The sequence below is a fragment of the Conchiformibius kuhniae DSM 17694 genome, assembly GCF_000428785.1.
Lineage (GTDB): Bacteria > Pseudomonadota > Gammaproteobacteria > Burkholderiales > Neisseriaceae > Conchiformibius > Conchiformibius kuhniae.
Genome location: NZ_AUAP01000010.1, coordinates 66,117 through 81,111, shown reverse-complemented (window position 1 = coordinate 81,111; position 14,995 = coordinate 66,117). Strand labels below are relative to the sequence as shown.

The following is a 14,995-nucleotide window of genomic DNA, read 5'->3' as shown; positions in this document are numbered from 1 at the left end:
GTCTTTCGGTGTTTCAGGCAGCCTGAACATTTTGGTTAATCAGATGGTTGGACAAGCGCACATACAATTCGGGCGGCACGGCTTCGGCGCGTTGTTGCGGGCTGATGCCGTTGGCGAGCAAATCGTCTTCGTTCGCCCAATCTTTCAAATTGTTGCGTAAGGTTTTGCGGCGTTGGTGGAACGCCTGTTTCACCAGCGCGGAAAAATGGGCGAAATCCTGCGCCGTGCCGATGCGCCCCGCCTGCGGAATCAGGCGCACCACCGCCGAATCCACTTTCGGCGCGGGGTCAAAGGCTTCGGGTGGCACGTCCAGCAGTTTTTCCATGTCAAAAAAGTATTGCAGCATCACGCCCAAACGCCCGTAATCATTGCTTTCGGGCGCGGCAACCATGCGCTCAACCACTTCTTTTTGCAACATAAAGTGCATATCTGTGATTTCGTCCGCGTATTCGCTCAAGCGGAACAGCAGGGGCGTGGAAATATTGTAGGGCAGATTGCCGACAATTTTCTTTTTTCCTGCAACGCTTGAAAAATCAAACTGCAACACGTCGCCCGCATGGACAATCAGCTTTTCCGCATAAGATTGTTTTTTTAAATGGGCGATAATGTCGCGGTCAATCTCGCAAACGTGCAGCCGCGCCAGCGCACGGCACAAAGGCTCGGTGAGCGCACCCAAGCCGGGTCCGATTTCCACCACAATATCGTGCGGCTGCGGGCGCACGGCGCGGACGATGTCGGCGATGATGCGGGTGTCGTGCAGGAAGTTTTGTCCGAAACGTTTGCGGGCGCGGTGGGTGTTCATCTTGTTCCTTTTCGGTTTGAAACCCCGCCGTTTACGGCGGTAAAATCGCTTGATTATTCGGGCGGGGGTAAGCCCGTCCGAATTAGGGCAAGGCATGGGGCGCCGCTTTATGTGCAGCCCTGTGGGTTGAAACATGGCATGGGCTGTCGGGCGGAAAGGGGCGTATTGTACGCGAAAACGGGGCGGGGCATCAGGCTTCGTGTTCGGATTCGGTGTCGGGCGGGGCGGTCAGGTATTGGGAGAAGGCGAGCAAGTCGTCAAATATCAGGGTGTGTTCGGGCAGTTTGTCGGCGTGTTCGGCAAGGGTTTTGGCGCCTTTGCCGGTTTTGACCAATACGGCTTTGCCGCCCGCCGCCGCCATTGCCTGCAAATCGCGCAGGCTGTCGCCGACCAGATAAGTGTGTTCGGCATCGGCTTGAAAACGCTCCAAAATGTCTTCCACCATGCCGGGTTTGGGTTTGCGGCAGGTGCAGCCGTGTTCGGGCAGGTGCGGACAAAACCAGATGCCGCTAATCTCGCCGCCAGCCTGATGCACGAGTTTGTGCATTTTGGCGTGCATTTCGCTTAAAGTGTGCATGGTAAACAGTTTGCGCCCCAAGCCGGATTGGTTGGTGGCGACGGCGATGGTGTAGCCCGCTTGGGTGAGAAAGGCAATCGCGTCCAAGCTGCCGTCTATCGGCTGCCATTCTTCGGCGGATTTGACGAAATCGTCGCGGTCGTGGTTAATCACGCCATCGCGGTCAAGGATAATCAGTTTCATGGTTGTTTTTTGCCGGTCAAAGAGTTCAATAATGCTTCCAATTGTAAGCCGATATTTTCCACAGAAAAATCCCGTACGCGCCGCAAGCCTTGTTTGCGGTAACGGCTTTGCTGTTCGGGCGATGCCAGCAGTTCGCAGACGGCATCGGCAAAGGCTTGCTTGTCGTGCAGGGGAATCAAACGCCCGTATTCGCTGTTTGCGCCCAAAACGTCTTTCGGGCCGGTGGGGCAATCCATCGCCACCACAGGCGTGCCGCAAGCCATGCTTTCCAGCAGGACGGTCGGTAAGCCTTCGTGTTCGGAAGTGTGTACAAACACGTCCGCATGTTTGAAAAACGGATAGGGATTGCGGTGTGCGCCCAATACAATGCAGTCTTGCTCCAAGCCCAAAGCGCGGATTTTTGCTTCCAAGGCGGTGCGGTTGCCGCCCTCGCCAACAAAGCAGAGTTTGTGGGTGATGCCGCGCCGTTTCAATTCTGCGTAGATGTCAATCAGTTCTTCATGCCCTTTGCCGATGTCCAGCCTGGCGGTTTGCAAGATATAGGGACGGTAGGCGGCGGCTTCGGCGGGCAAGTCTTGTTCGGCTTGGGCGGCGATGTCTGCCAAGTCCATCGGATTGGGCAGGGTACGGATTTTGTCGGGTGGCAGCGTGAACAGGTTTTGCAAATACTCGGACATTTGCGGACAAAGGGCGATGACAGCAGCGTGGTTTTGGAAAATTTTTCTAAATTTATCAAATTGGTGTTTATCGGAAGACAATAATCCGTGCAGTCGTCCGTGCACCCAGCGCACACTGGGCGGGCAGCCGCGCCGCAATATTTCCGGCAGACGGATAAATTTGTCCAAGCAGCCTGAAAAGTCAATTATCAAATCAATTTGATTTTGTCGGATGAGGCGTTTGACCGCGCGGTAAAAGCGGATTTGTTCGTAGGCTTTGAAATATTCGTGGCGGATTTTGTGCAGCAGGCTTTTGCGCCGTTGCCGTCCGACCTGTGAATAATGTTCCACTTCTGCTTCGCTGAAAACCGTGTGTACGGCGACGCCAGCGGGAATGCCATCCTGAAAAAACGCCTGTTCGCCCAAATCTATAGTCAGCAACAGGGTTGCTTGGTGTTGGCGCGACAAGATGTTCAGGTAGTTGAGCAGGATTTTTTCCGTGCCGCCCAAGACCAAAGATTTGTGCAAAATTAAGATATTCATAATTTAGATATTCATATTTATCACAATTGGAGGCGCAACCTGCCGCAATTCGCACGACAGGTTGCAAATTGCCGTTTAGCGGTATCGAAACAGGCTGCCGCGCCATTTTTGAACGGCTGCCTGAAACACGATGGTTCAGACCCGCAGGGCGGCGGACAAGGTGGCCGGGCTGATTTTGCCGATATTGTTTTTGTAGAACAATATCTTTGCATCGGGCGACTGCGGTCGCCAATGGGCGAAGTTTTGCGGATCTTCACGGTAAAAGGCGATTTGCGGCGTGCCGAAAGCATCGGCAAGGTGGACGGCGGCGGTGTCGGGGCTGACCAGCTTTTCGGCACGGCGAATCAGCTCCGCCGTTTCCAAAACATCGTTTGCCGGATAGCAGACGACATTATTCGGCAGGGGCAGGGCGCTTAATTGCGCGTTAAACGGCGGTGCGCCCAGCAGTACAAAACGGCGTTGGGGAAATTCATCGGCAAACATGGTTAAAAACGCGCGGATTTGACGGTCGTTGAAGCGGCGGCTGCGCGATGCGCCAAAAAAATTAACGGCGGTAAAATCGGTGATGCCGTGCGTTTGCAAAAAATTTTCAATCCGCGCGGCAACGGCGGCATCGTGCGGCAAATCGTGGCGGGTGTCGGCGCAGGCAATGCCGCAGCATTCCAAAGCGCGGCGGTACACTTCGGCAAAATGCAGCCCGTCCGCATCGATGTTGCGGCTGAACAGGCGGTAATCCGCTTTGCCGTAACCGACGGTGAGCGGCGCGGCCAGCAGGCGCAACAGCAGCAAATCGCGGTTGCGCAGCAACACGGTGGGGTCGATGACCGCATCGTAACGCCCGCGCAACTGCCGTCCGGTGCGCCAGTAGTCCCACAGGTTTTTCGGGCGGGCGTGATACAGCGCGTCAATATGCGGATGTGGCGCAAACAGGCGGCGGTTGCCGTTGTTGCACAACACGCCGATGCGGATGTCGGGTCGGGCTTGTTTGATTTCGCGGAACACAAAGGAGCTGACCACGGCATCGCCGATTTTGCCGTCCTGCCGCAAAAACAAGATGCTGCGGATGCGGTCGGACGGTGCGGGCGGCGGCGGACGGTCGAGTAGACGTTTGCCCCATTTGAGCCGCAGCGTTTGCAAGCGGGCTTTCAGGGATTTGAACAGCAGTTTGGCGCGGGACATGGCGGGCGGGGTGAAAATGCCGATTATAGCGCAGCACTGCCGTGCCGTTTCAAAAAACTGTGCGCAGTCGGCAACGCTGTTGTTCCCGTGCGGGCGGGAGTCCAAAACACATTCAAACAAACCTTGATAAAACATTGCTTGCAAGTTGTCGTGCAGTGGATTCCCGCATTCGCGGGAATGACGGAAGTTTTTATACTTTTTTGATTTTTAATGTAATAATTTAATTGATAATAAGCCTTGGGGCGTGTCGTCAATTAACTGAAAAAATTTTGCACCGCCATTCCCGCAGACGGGAATCCGAGTCGAAGCACGGCAGACTTTGATAAAACACCGCTTGCCAAACATCGGGCAGTGGCGTTCCGCCCGTGTGGGAACGACGGTATTTTTTGTTGCATTGATTTGCGGTATAAAAATTTATATGGTGCGTTTCAGTTGGCGGCGGGCGGTTCGGGTTCGTCCGACACCACCGGCACTTCCACCAGACTTTTTTCAAATTCGCTCAAGTTCATGTCCAAACGCTCCAAGCCCGGCAGAATCAGGGCGCGAAGGGCGCGGGGGACGCTGTCGCCCTCCAAGCCGGGCAGGTACACGAAGCGTTCGAACAGTTCGCGCAGTTGGATTTGGTCGGCGGCGGTTTTGAGCAGCCAGCCTTTGGCTTCCGCGCCGATGTAGTCGTATTGCGCCAGCTTGCGCAAGACTTCTTCCAAGCGTTCGCCGCCCACGCGCACGCGTTTGCGAAAGTCGTGCGGGCGCAGGGTTTTGCCTTCTTGTTGGGCGGTTTGGAGCATCAGCAGGATTTGTACGGCGGTGTCGAAGCGTTCGCGGCCGTCGTCGGGCAGGTCGGTGCTGCCGCCGTGCCAGCCGCTCAAGCTGGCGGTGAGTACCGCGCCGCCCAGCACCATCGTCCACAGCAGGTGCAGCCACACCAAAAACAGGGGGACGGCGGCAAATGCGCCGTAAACCAAATGGTAGCTGTTGAAATTGTTGATGTAGATGCCGAACAGCCATTTGGCGGCTTCCAGCAGTACGGCGGTAACCGCCGCGCCGGTGAGGGCGTGCCAATGCGGCACTTCGCGGTTGGGCACAAGGCGGTAGAGCAGGTACAGCAAAACGGCGTTGGCAAGCAGTCCCATCCACACCCAGCCGGTTTTGCCCGCCAGTGCGGGAAACCAGTGCGCCATTTGGGTGGAAGCGGATAGCCCCGCGCCCGCCACCACGGGCGCCAAGGTGAGTATCGCCCAATACAGTGAAAAGCGTACCCACCAAGGGCGGGTGCTGCGGGCGCGCCAAATGCCGTCAAAGGTGCGTTCGATGGTTTGCATCAGCAGCAGGGCGCTCAGGGTCATGGCTGCCAAGCCCATGGCGGTGAGCCCGCCCGCCTGATTTTTAAATTCGGTCAGGTATACGGTTACGGCAGATGCGCCGCTCGGTACGAGCAGGTCGTTAATCCAGCGCTCGAACAGGGCGGAGACGTTGCCGAACACGGGGAAGGCGGTGATGACCACCAGCATGACGGTAAGCAGGGGGACAAGTGCCAGCAGGGTGGTGAAGGTGAGGCTGCCCGCCGCTTGCAGTACCCGTGCTTCTTTGAAGCGTTGGTACACGAATCCCGCAAATCCGCGATGGCGTGCGGCAGGCGAAGTTTCCGAAGACATGGTGGTTGTTCCTTACAAAAAGCAAAATGATGGGGCGGTGCCGTCATCGGTTTCAGATGGAAAAATCATCGGCGGGCGGGGCGTACAGCAGCGACTCGATGCGCGGTGCGGTCAGGTTTTCGTCTATTCTGGCAATCAGGTCGCAGGCGTATTTGCGCAACTGGGTGTCGCCGCGCACGATGATTTGGGTGTAGGCGGGTTCGAACCAGTGGCTGATGTCGCGCACCGTCCATTCGCCGTTGTCGCGGGCTTCGGCAGCGCACGCCGCCCAATCGAGCAGCCCGATGCCCAAGCCGGCGCGGACGTAGGTTTTCAGCAGGTCGTTGTCGCAGGAGAGCAGTGCCGCCCGACAGTGTATTTGTGCTTTTGCCAGTGCGCGCCCGAACACGCTGTGCGGCTGTAGGGCATAATTATAGGTAAGCAAAGGGTAATCAGACAAATCCCGTATGCTTGCGCCGCTTTTTTCCGCCAAAGTATGGGTTTTTGGCAACAGTAGGGCATAGCGCCAAGGGCGCGACAGCAAATGCCGCAGTGGCGGTATGTTGCGCGGCGGCTCGCTGCTGACGGCAAAATCGGCTTCGCCGCGCAAGACGGCGGCCGCCACTTCATCCGGCGTGCCGGTGATGATGTTCAGGCACACGTCGGGGTGGTCGGCGGCAAAAGCGGCCGCCAAAGGCGGCAACACGCAACGGGCGTGGGTGTGCGACGCCGCCACCGTCAGCACTCCGCCGGCGGTATCGGCAAATTCGCCGCCGATGCTTTTGATGTGCTGCACATCGCGCAAAATCCGCTCCGCCGTTTCCAGCACCGCCCGCCCCGCCTGCGTAACCGCCACCATGCGCTTGCCGTGCCGGATGAAAATCCGTACCCCGATTTCCTCTTCCAGCAATTTGATTTGTTTGGACACGCCCGGCTGGGACGTGAACAGAGCCTCTGCCGCCTCCGACACGTTCAAATTGTGGCGGAAGGTTTCCACCGCATAACGCAACTGCTGTAATTTCATCACCGTTTCCTTGCCGCAAAAACACCGTTTTGGTTTGCGCCCCCCGATTGGCATGCTTGGCGGGGCAAACGGCACAATGTATCACGCCCCAAGCAAAAAGCAAAGGCGGCGGGTTTGTTGTTTTTACACAACCGCAAGAAAAAAAAACGCCCGAAAAACCGCCTGAATATTATATCATGCCAAATATTTAGGTATAATGCTGCAATCTATAAGCCAAACGGTGCGGCGGTATTTTCTATTGACAGAAACCGCCTGTTTTCTTTATAGTAACCCCGAAAAATTCAGGTTTCCGCCGCATAACGCTTGCGGTCTGCCTGAATACCGCAAGCCGGCAGAACACGCCCACACAGCCCTACCGCGCTTTCTGCCAAATTTTTTTGATGAGGGAATAACATGACCAAACAGCTTAAATTAAGCGCCATGATGCTCGCCCTGCTTGCTTCTGCAGGCGTGTCGGCCAACGGTTATACCGTCAGCGAGCAAAGCGGCGAAGTTGTCCGCAACAGCTACGGCGAATGCTGGGAAAACAACTATCTGAACAAATCCACCGAAGGCTTGGCAGAATGTGGCGATGCTGCCGCCCCCACACCGCCGCCTCCTCCGCCGCCCCCGCCCGTTCAGCGCGAACCCGAAGAAAAAGTGGTTACTTTCTCTTCCAACTTCCTGTTCGGCTTCGACAAAGATACCTTGCGTCCGCAAGCTGTGGATTCGCTCAACTCTTTGGCGGCGCAGCTGTCTGATGCCAAAGTGGTGCGCGCGCGTGTGGAAGGCCATACCGACTTTATGGGCGCAGATGCCTACAACCAAGCCCTGTCCGAGCGTCGTGCCAACGTGGTTGCCAACTACTTGGTGAACCGTGGCGTGCCCGCAGCCAAGATTTCCGCCATCGGCTACGGCGAAAGCCAAGCCCGCATGACCGCATCTTGCCAAGCGGAAGTGGCGCGTTTGGGCAAAAAAGTGTCCAAAGCGAAAAAACGTTCGGCACTGATTGCGTGTATCGAACCCGACCGCCGCGTGGACGTGCGTATCCAATCTGTCGTTACCCAATAACCGGCAGAGTATGTGCAAGCAGCCGCTTCCGACAACATCATCGGAAGCGGTTTTTTTATCAAAATTCCTTTCGGGCGGGGCGTAACGCCATCCGCATCAGGGCAAGGCATGGGGCGGTGCTTTATGTGCGTTGAAACAGTGAAGATTGGCATCTTGCGCCAACACAAATTCGGCAGCCGCTTGCGCGTGCAGGGCGGCGGTGTCGAACAGGGGCAGGGGGCAATCGTGCGGCTGTAGCAGCAGTCCGATTTCGGTGCAGCCCAAAATCACGCCTTCCGCGCCGTTTTGCCGCAAGCGGGCGATGATGTCGCGGTAACGCTCGCGGCTTTGCGGACGGATGTCGCCCACGCACAGTTCTTGGAAAATGATGCGGTGGATGTCGTCTTGGTCGGCGGGAGCGGGCATGAGCGCGTCAATGCCGCGTTGGCGCAAACCTTCGGCATAAAAGCCGTTTGCCTGCATGGTGAAGCGCGTGCCCAATACGGCGGCGCGGCTGATGCCTTGACGGTGCAGGGCTGCGGCGGCGGCATCGAGAATGTGCAGCAGGGGAATGTCTGCCGCCGCTTCGATTTGCGGGGCGACTTTGTGCATGGTGTTGGTTGCCAGCACCAAGGCTTGTGCGCCTGCCTGCTGCAAGATGCGGGCGGCGCGGGCAAGTGTGGCGGCTGCGGCTTGCCAGTCGCCGTTTTTTTGTTGTTCGGCAATGGCTTGAAATTCAACGCTGTACAAGATGAGCGGTGCGCTGTGGTTGCCGCCTTTGGTTTGATTGACGATGCGGTTGATGTCGCGGTAGTAGCACGCGGTGCTTTCAGGACTCATGCCGCCGATGATGCCGATGGTACGCATGCGCCGTCTCCTACTCGGCAAAGCCGTGTTCCGCCGCCGGAAAGCTGCCATCTTTCACCGCACGGACATACGCTGCCGCCGCGTCTTGCAGGCTGTTTTGCCCCATCAGGAAATTTTTGACGAATTTGGCGGGCTTCGGGAACACGCCGAGCATGTCGTGCCACACCAACACCTGACCATCGCAATCCGCACCCGCGCCGATGCCGATGGTGGGGCAGGACACGGCTTCGGTAACGCGTTTGCCCAGCGCGGCGGGAACGCATTCCATCAGCACCATCGCCGCACCCGCCGCATCGTGGGCGCGTGCGTCTTCCAGCAGCGCGGCGGCGGCGATGTCGCCCTTGCCCTGCACTTTGTAGCCGCCGAACGCGTGTACCGATTGCGGGGTCAAACCGATGTGGGCGCACACGGGAATGCCGCGCAGTTGCAAAAATTCGGTGGTGTCTGCCATCAGTGCGCCGCCTTCGAGCTTGACCATGTGTGCGCCCGCCGCCATCAGTTCGGCGGCGGCGGCGAATGCCTGTTTGCGCCCTTGCTGGTAGCTGCCGAAAGGCAAGTCCGCCACAATCAGGGCGTTGCCGTTGCCGCGCGACACGGCGGCGGTGTGGTAGCACATGTCGGCGAGCGACACGGGCAGGGTGGACGCGTGTCCCTGCACCACCATGCCCAGCGAATCGCCCACCAGCAATACGTCCACTTTGGCGCGGTTGAGCAGGGCGGCGGTGGCGGCTTCGTAGCAAGTGAGCATGGCGATTTTGTCGCCTTGCGCTTTCATTTGGCGGAGGGTATTGACGGTAATCATCGGGGGCTTTCGCAAAAGGATTTTTCAAGCGGGGTAGATGGTGGGGGAAACGGTTTTTTCAATTCGTACGCAGACGAAAAAATCCCAACCGCCGTCATTCCCGCGCAGGCAGGAATCCACTGCCCGATGCTTGGCAAACGATGTTTTATCAAAGTTTGTTTGAATTTATTGTTGGATTCCCGCCTGCGCGGGAATGACGGTATTTTATTTATTACACTGATTTTCAGTAGAAAAATTTAAATGACGGCATGCGCTTTGTTTTTCAAAAGAAAATGGGATTTGCCCCAGCTCTCCCCCGTAAACGGGAGGGGACTGAAGCGGTATTTTTTCAGGCTGCCTGAAAACGCAAACTGCGCCCGTTGCAACCGTTTTCGGCTTTCAAATCGGCAAGCATGCATTTGAAATCCAAGCCGTATTGTGCCGACAGCGCATCGGCGCGTTTTTTCAGCGTGTCGGTGAGCAGCACGGGCGCGGTTTGAAACGCCAACACCGCCGCATTGCCGTGTGTTTCGGCGGGCAATGCCAACACGCGCCCATCAAACGCCTCGCGCAAACGGGCGCAAAACTGCGGATAACGTTTGTCGCCCTGCCACCAATTGGTTACGAAAATCCCGTGCCGGCTCAATGCGCGGCGGCAGTCGGCAAAATATTCGTCCGACACCAAAGCATCGATGATTTGTTCGCCGTCAAAGCCGTCCGTCAAAATCACATCGGTGCCGCCGCGCAGGGTTTTGACGTATTCCGCGCCGTCCGCTTCAATGATTTCAAAGGTTCCGCCTTCGGGCGGCAAGACAAACATGGCGCGGGCAACCGTAATCACCTGCGGATTGACGTCCACCGCCGTCTGGCGCGTGTCGGGCAGGTATTCCGCCAGCCAACGCGCAAAACTGCCGCCGCCCAAGCCGATTTGGGTGATGTGCGCGGGCGGCTGTTCGGCAAACAGCAGCCACGCCATCATCGCGCGGCTGTACGACAGCACCAGTTCGGGCGGATTGTCCAAATTCATCGCGCTTTGCACGGTGGGCGTGCCAAGATGCAGGGAACGGATGTTGCCGTTTTCGCTGATGCCCACTTCAGGCAGGGCGCGGCGGTAGTGTTGTTGGCGGCGGTAGGGATGGGGCATGGGTGTTTGACGGGAAAAAAAGGGCAATTATAGCGTTTAATGTTGCGGCGCGTCTGCGTGTGCGGACACATCGTCCGCAGCCGTTACGGTTTCGGCGGCGGGCAGGGCGGGTGTTTCCCCCTGCAAGGCTTCTGCCGCTTGGCGCACACTGTGGTGCAGACCTTGTGTCAAGCCGTTGATATTGCTGCCGTCCAAACCGATTTCCTTAAGCAGACTGTCCACAAGCGGGGCTTGGCCGCGATAACGCAGGGCGCTGTTGACCATTTGGTCGGCAAGATTGTCGGCATGCCCGCCGTCTTTCGGGCTGCCGGACGTTCCGCCGAAACCGCCCAAGCCGTTTACCTGCAAAATCTTAATATCGTCAATGTTTTCCATCGGACGGACGGACTCGCGGATAATGTCGGGCAAACGCTTGAGCAATGCCAAACGGATTTGCATGGCGATTTGCTCGTCCGACAGCGCGTTGGCGGCTTCGTTCACGGCGCGGGTGCCTTCCGCCTCCACCTGATATTGTTTTTCCTGCGCCTGCGCCAGCAGGATTTTGGCATCGGTTTCGCCCTGTGCGGCGATGCGGGCGGCTTCGGCGCGGTCGAGCGCCGCCTGTTTCTCCGCTTCGGCAGACACGGTAACCGCAATCGCTTCTTTTTGCGCGGCTTCTTCGGCAGCAATCAATTCAATGGCTTTGCTGCGCTCGGCGCGTTCGGTTTCGCGCACGGTAATCACGCCCTCTTCCTCGCGCACGGCTTCGGCGCGCGATTTTTCGGCGGCGGCTTTGGCTTCGGATTCGGCACGGGATTTTTCCGCGATGGCGATGGTGCGTTCCTGCTCTGCCAATTCTACGGCTTGGGTTTTGCGGATGCGCTCGTTTTCGATGTCGCGCTCGGCGGCGATGCGTGCCAATTCCACTTCGCGGCGGGCGGCGATGCGGGCTTCTTCAGCTTCGCGTTCTTTGGCGGCTTCTTCTTCGGCAATGGCGGCGGCCTGTTCGGCACGGCGGACGGCAAGGTCAAGTTCTTGTGCCATTTGCGCGTATTGCTGGTCGCGTTCGGTTTGCAGGTTTTTCTGGGTGCGTGCAAACGCGCTGTCCTGTTCGGCATCGTTTTGCTTTTTTTTGTGCAATTCCACCATTTCGGTCAAGCGGGTCAAACCTTGCGCGTCAAATGCGTTGTTGATGTTGAAAAATTCCTTGTCGGTTTGGTTCAGATGGGTGATGGCGATGTTTTCCAAATCCAAGCCGGTTTTGTCCAGTTCTTCTTTCAAGTAGGCATGAACGTCGCGGATAAACTCAAGGCGCTTGCTGTGCAGCTCTTCCATGTCCATTTTGGCGGCGATGGCGCGTAAGGCATTGATGAGCTTGCCTTCCAACACTTCTTTCAGGGCGTTGCGGTCGTGGGTGCGCGTGCCGAGCGTTTGTGCTGCGGTTTCGATGCCGACCTCGCCGGGGCGCACGCGCACGAAAAATTGCGCCACAAGGTCGATGCGCATGTGGTCGCGGGTGAGCAGGGATTCGGTTTCCTCGCAGGAGATTTCCAAGGTGATGGTTTGCATATTGATTTCCATCGCCTGATGAAAAATCGGCAGCACAATCACGCCGCCGCTAATCACGATTTTTTCACCGCCCAAGCCCGTGCGTACCAGCGAAGTTTCTTTGTTGGCATGGCGGTAGAATTTCTTGAAACCGATGCCCAGTGCCGCCAAAACACCCAGCACAAACAGCAGCAAGCCGATAAAAAATCCGTCCATATTCAGTCTCCTTTCGTGGGCGCGGGCGTGCGCCAAATATTGGGGTGTGCGGAAGGGGCGGCGTGCCAACCGTTGTCGGCGGCAAGGGCGCGGACGTGTGCGCGGCGGGCGGCGGTGTCGGGGTGGCTTTGCGCCCATTGCGGGGTGTGGTCGTGTCCGTGTTCGCGCTCCACGTTTGCAAACACGGCAAACAGCCGTGCTGCGCCGCCGACATCGCCGTAACGCGATTGCACCGCCGCCACCGCCGCCGCGTCCGCCGCTTCTTCCAAACTGCGGCTGTAACGCAGATTTTCCAAACCAATCAGCCACTCGGGATTGCCCTGCCCGCCCGTTGCCGCCGTGCTGATGAGCGCGAACAGCAGCCCGCGCGATGCGCCGCGCAAAGGGTCGCGGTGTTTGACGTGGGCGATTTCGTGCGCCAGCACGGCGGCAACGCTTTCTTCGTCAGGCAGCTTGTCCAGCAAACCCTGATACAGCACGATATGCCCGCCGAATGTGGCAAAAGCGTTTACCGTATCGTCATCGCTGCGGTACACGCGCACGCTGCCCGCAGGCAAATCCATGCGCCGTGCCAAATCGTCCGCCAGCGTTTGCAAAGCGGCATCGCTGCGCGTGTCATCACCGCTTTCAATCAAATCCCCGACAAAGGCAAACCATTGCCGCTCCCGCTCCAAGCTGAGGGCATACGGCAACACGCGCACCGCACCTTCCACCAACAGCCACAGCACCGCCACACTAACGGTGAGATACACCAGCATCTGCCGCAACTCGCGCACGCGGTAACCGGCAGGCGGAATGTTCGGATTACGGCTTTCGTCAAACTTCGGGTCGGGCATGATTGGGCTTTCGCAACTTTCCCGCCGTGCCGTATGCCAGCACCTCCACCGTTCCCAAAGCAGAGGATTGCTGCGGAACATGAATATTACCCAAAGTGGACGTTTCAAACTTCATGTTTAAAATCATCTCCGCGCCGAGTTCGTCCGCTTGCGCCTTCATCCGCAACACCGCTTCGCGGCGGGCGCGGTCGAGCAAGGTTTCGTAGCCGCGCACATTGCCGCCGAAAATATTGCGAAACCACGCCAGCAGGCGCGTGAAATAATCGCTGGACACCACCACGCTGCCCATCACCAAGCGTTGTTCCGCAAACGATTTGGGCGGGCGTTTCACCGACAACACCATAATATGACGCAACGCGTCTTCCCGCGCCAAAATACCGGCATAGTGTTTTTTCTCGGCGCGGCTGCCGAAAACAAACGCCACCGCCAACAGCAGCACGGGCAATAAATAGGGCAAAAAGATACCCGTTATGAGCATAATGGTTTCTGACATGACTGCCCCCTTATTCCAACACCACCGCCGTGCCGTAGGCGAAAATCTCCGATGCGCCCGCCGCCACCGATGAGGTGGAAAAACGCACATTAATCACCGCGTTTGCGCCGATTTGCCGCGCCTGTTCCTGCATTCTTTCCAAAGCCTGTTCGCGCGACTCGTTCAGCAGCTCGGTATAGCCTTTCAGCTCGCCGCCGACAAGGTTTTTCAAACCCGCCATAAAATCGCGCCCCGCGTGCTTGGCGCGGACGGTCGAGCCTTGCACCAAGCCCAGATGTTTGACGATGCGGCGGTCGGGAATGTGTTCCAAATTGCTCAGCAGCATGGCATTACTCCTGTAAAAAACAAATACCAAACCGTATCTTACACAATGTTGCTACAGGCTTCAATTGCCACGGGGCAAAAAGTGCCGTCTTGTGCGGATGCGGGCAAAAACGCCCTGCTATAATGGCACATTTGTTTTGATTAAGGCGCAACCATGCTTTCCCAATCCGTGATTTTGATTACCGGCGGCACCGGCTCTTTCGGCAACACTTTCGTGCCGATGACGCTCGCCCGCTACAATCCGAAAAAAATCATCATCTTTTCCCGCGATGAAATGAAACAGTGGGAAATGGCGAAACACTTTCAAGGCGATGCGCGGGTACGCTTTTTCATCGGCGACGTGCGCGACCGCGAACGGCTTTACCGCGCTTTGGACGGCGTGGATTACGTTGTCCACGCCGCCGCCACCAAAATCGTCCCCACCGCCGAATACAATCCCTTTGAGTGCGTAAAAACCAATATCAACGGCGCGATGAACGTGATTGACGCCTGCATCGACAAAGGCGTGAAGCGCGTGGTCGCCCTGTCCACCGACAAAGCCAGCAGCCCCGTCAATCTTTACGGCGCGACCAAGCTGGCTTCCGACAAACTGTTTGTGGCGGGCAACGCCTATTCGGGCGAGCACGGCACGCGCTTTGCGGTGGTGCGTTACGGCAATGTGATGGGTTCGCGCGGCTCGGTGATACCGTTTTTCATCAGCCTGCGCGACACGGGCGTGCTGCCCGTTACCGACCCGCGCATGACCCGTTTTATGATTTCGCTGGAACAGGGCGTGGAGCTGGTGTGGCACGCTTTTGACGACATGGTGGGCGGCGAAGTGTATGTGAAAAAAATCCCCTCGATGACGATTACCGAACTGGCGGCGGCGGTGGCGCCCGAATGCCGTTGCGAAACGGTGGGTATCCGTCCGGGTGAAAAACTGCACGAACAAATGATAGGCGCGGAAGACGCGCACTACACCTACGAATATCCCGAACATTTCAAAATCCTGCCCGCGATTAACGGCTGGCACGATTCGCCCGAGCGCATCAAAGACGGCAAAAAAGTGCCGGAAGGTTTTGTGTATGCCAGCGACAGCAACCGCGAATGGATGTCGCGGGAGGCATTGCGGGCGTGGATTGAGGCGAACAAGCATAAAATCGGGGCGATTTGAGTTTTCAGGCAGCCTGAAAAGAAAGGA

15 protein-coding genes are annotated in these 14,995 nt (G+C 57.5%); 2 read left to right on the top strand and 13 right to left on the bottom strand.

The window, feature by feature from the left end; translation table 11 throughout:
• Window positions 1–13: 13 nt before the first annotated feature.
• The 6 genes from rsmA to G392_RS0105050 all read right to left on the bottom strand — a co-directional run bounded on the left by rsmA (window position 14) and on the right by G392_RS0105050 (window position 6,598).
• Complete coding sequence (rsmA, locus tag G392_RS0105075) at window positions 14–802, bottom strand: 16S rRNA (adenine(1518)-N(6)/adenine(1519)-N(6))-dimethyltransferase RsmA (protein ID WP_027009359.1); 789 nt, start codon at window positions 800–802, stop codon at window positions 14–16.
• A gap of 190 nt (window positions 803–992) precedes the next feature.
• Window positions 993–1,562, bottom strand: a complete 570-nt coding sequence (gmhB, locus tag G392_RS0105070) for a D-glycero-beta-D-manno-heptose 1,7-bisphosphate 7-phosphatase (protein ID WP_027009358.1) — start codon at window positions 1,560–1,562, stop codon at window positions 993–995.
• A complete protein-coding gene (locus G392_RS0105065) occupies window positions 1,559–2,761 on the bottom strand; it encodes a glycosyltransferase (RefSeq protein ID WP_027009357.1) in 1,203 nt (400 codons plus the stop codon). The genes gmhB and G392_RS0105065 overlap by 4 nt, the downstream gene beginning before the upstream one ends.
• Window positions 2,762–2,896: 135 nt before the next feature.
• Window positions 2,897–3,940 (bottom strand): glycosyltransferase family 9 protein, encoded by a 1,044-nt coding sequence (locus tag G392_RS0105060; RefSeq protein WP_034334490.1) that lies wholly within the window; start codon window positions 3,938–3,940, stop codon window positions 2,897–2,899.
• A 428-nt stretch (window positions 3,941–4,368) separates the two neighbouring features.
• Window positions 4,369–5,595 carry a YihY family inner membrane protein gene (locus tag G392_RS12190; protein ID WP_051255587.1) on the bottom strand — a complete coding sequence of 409 codons (1,227 nt, stop codon included), beginning with the start codon at window positions 5,593–5,595 and terminating at the stop codon, window positions 4,369–4,371.
• Between the two features lie 52 nt (window positions 5,596–5,647).
• Window positions 5,648–6,598, bottom strand: coding sequence for a LysR substrate-binding domain-containing protein (locus tag G392_RS0105050; RefSeq protein ID WP_027009355.1), 951 nt, complete (start codon window positions 6,596–6,598; stop codon window positions 5,648–5,650).
• A 393-nt stretch (window positions 6,599–6,991) separates the two neighbouring features.
• On the opposite strand from G392_RS0105050, the gene G392_RS0105040 reads away from it, so the two are divergent.
• Complete coding sequence (locus G392_RS0105040; protein ID WP_027009354.1) at window positions 6,992–7,648, top strand: OmpA family protein; 657 nt, start codon at window positions 6,992–6,994, stop codon at window positions 7,646–7,648.
• 96 nt (window positions 7,649–7,744) lie between these two features.
• Here G392_RS0105040 and G392_RS12185 read toward each other — a convergent pair whose 3' ends face one another.
• From G392_RS12185 to G392_RS0105000, 7 genes are all read right to left on the bottom strand, one after another.
• Window positions 7,745–8,494 carry an aspartate/glutamate racemase family protein gene (locus G392_RS12185; protein ID WP_051255586.1) on the bottom strand — a complete coding sequence of 250 codons (750 nt, stop codon included), beginning with the start codon at window positions 8,492–8,494 and terminating at the stop codon, window positions 7,745–7,747.
• A 10-nt stretch (window positions 8,495–8,504) separates the two neighbouring features.
• Window positions 8,505–9,296, bottom strand: a complete 792-nt coding sequence (gene panB / locus G392_RS0105030; RefSeq protein ID WP_027009353.1) for a 3-methyl-2-oxobutanoate hydroxymethyltransferase — start codon at window positions 9,294–9,296, stop codon at window positions 8,505–8,507.
• Between the two features lie 328 nt (window positions 9,297–9,624).
• The gene (locus tag G392_RS0105020) at window positions 9,625–10,419 is read right to left on the bottom strand and encodes a polyamine aminopropyltransferase (RefSeq protein WP_027009352.1); all 795 of its coding nucleotides are present in this window, start codon (window positions 10,417–10,419) and stop codon (window positions 9,625–9,627) included.
• A 36-nt stretch (window positions 10,420–10,455) separates the two neighbouring features.
• Complete coding sequence (locus G392_RS12180) at window positions 10,456–12,162, bottom strand: flotillin family protein (protein WP_084165930.1); 1,707 nt, start codon at window positions 12,160–12,162, stop codon at window positions 10,456–10,458.
• A 2-nt stretch (window positions 12,163–12,164) separates the two neighbouring features.
• A complete protein-coding gene (locus G392_RS0105010; RefSeq protein ID WP_027009351.1) occupies window positions 12,165–12,998 on the bottom strand; it encodes a M48 family metallopeptidase in 834 nt (277 codons plus the stop codon).
• Window positions 12,979–13,491, bottom strand: a complete 513-nt coding sequence (locus tag G392_RS12175; RefSeq protein WP_051255585.1) for a YbjQ family protein — start codon at window positions 13,489–13,491, stop codon at window positions 12,979–12,981. The genes G392_RS0105010 and G392_RS12175 overlap by 20 nt, the downstream gene beginning before the upstream one ends.
• A gap of 10 nt (window positions 13,492–13,501) precedes the next feature.
• Window positions 13,502–13,816, bottom strand: a complete 315-nt coding sequence (locus G392_RS0105000) for a YbjQ family protein (protein WP_027009350.1) — start codon at window positions 13,814–13,816, stop codon at window positions 13,502–13,504.
• A gap of 153 nt (window positions 13,817–13,969) precedes the next feature.
• Between G392_RS0105000 and pseB the strand changes: the two genes are divergently transcribed.
• Window positions 13,970–14,968 (top strand): UDP-N-acetylglucosamine 4,6-dehydratase (inverting), encoded by a 999-nt coding sequence (gene pseB / locus G392_RS0104995; RefSeq protein WP_027009349.1) that lies wholly within the window; start codon window positions 13,970–13,972, stop codon window positions 14,966–14,968.
• Window positions 14,969–14,995: the final 27 nt, after the last annotated feature.

Coding starts and splice junctions, on each gene's coding strand:
- rsmA (WP_027009359.1), bottom strand. CDS start 802: ATGAACACCCACCGCGCCCGCAAACGTTTCGGACAAAACTTCCTGCAC.
- gmhB (WP_027009358.1), bottom strand. CDS start 1,562: ATGAAACTGATTATCCTTGACCGCGATGGCGTGATTAACCACGACCGC.
- G392_RS0105065 (WP_027009357.1), bottom strand. CDS start 2,761: ATGAATATCTTAATTTTGCACAAATCTTTGGTCTTGGGCGGCACGGAA.
- G392_RS0105060 (WP_034334490.1), bottom strand. CDS start 3,940: ATGTCCCGCGCCAAACTGCTGTTCAAATCCCTGAAAGCCCGCTTGCAA.
- G392_RS12190 (WP_051255587.1), bottom strand. CDS start 5,595: ATGTCTTCGGAAACTTCGCCTGCCGCACGCCATCGCGGATTTGCGGGA.
- G392_RS0105050 (WP_027009355.1), bottom strand. CDS start 6,598: ATGAAATTACAGCAGTTGCGTTATGCGGTGGAAACCTTCCGCCACAAT.
- G392_RS0105040 (WP_027009354.1), top strand. CDS start 6,992: ATGACCAAACAGCTTAAATTAAGCGCCATGATGCTCGCCCTGCTTGCT.
- G392_RS12185 (WP_051255586.1), bottom strand. CDS start 8,494: ATGCGTACCATCGGCATCATCGGCGGCATGAGTCCTGAAAGCACCGCG.
- panB (WP_027009353.1), bottom strand. CDS start 9,296: ATGATTACCGTCAATACCCTCCGCCAAATGAAAGCGCAAGGCGACAAA.
- G392_RS0105020 (WP_027009352.1), bottom strand. CDS start 10,419: ATGCCCCATCCCTACCGCCGCCAACAACACTACCGCCGCGCCCTGCCT.
- G392_RS12180 (WP_084165930.1), bottom strand. CDS start 12,162: ATGGACGGATTTTTTATCGGCTTGCTGCTGTTTGTGCTGGGTGTTTTG.
- G392_RS0105010 (WP_027009351.1), bottom strand. CDS start 12,998: ATGCCCGACCCGAAGTTTGACGAAAGCCGTAATCCGAACATTCCGCCT.
- G392_RS12175 (WP_051255585.1), bottom strand. CDS start 13,491: ATGTCAGAAACCATTATGCTCATAACGGGTATCTTTTTGCCCTATTTA.
- G392_RS0105000 (WP_027009350.1), bottom strand. CDS start 13,816: ATGCTGCTGAGCAATTTGGAACACATTCCCGACCGCCGCATCGTCAAA.
- pseB (WP_027009349.1), top strand. CDS start 13,970: ATGCTTTCCCAATCCGTGATTTTGATTACCGGCGGCACCGGCTCTTTC.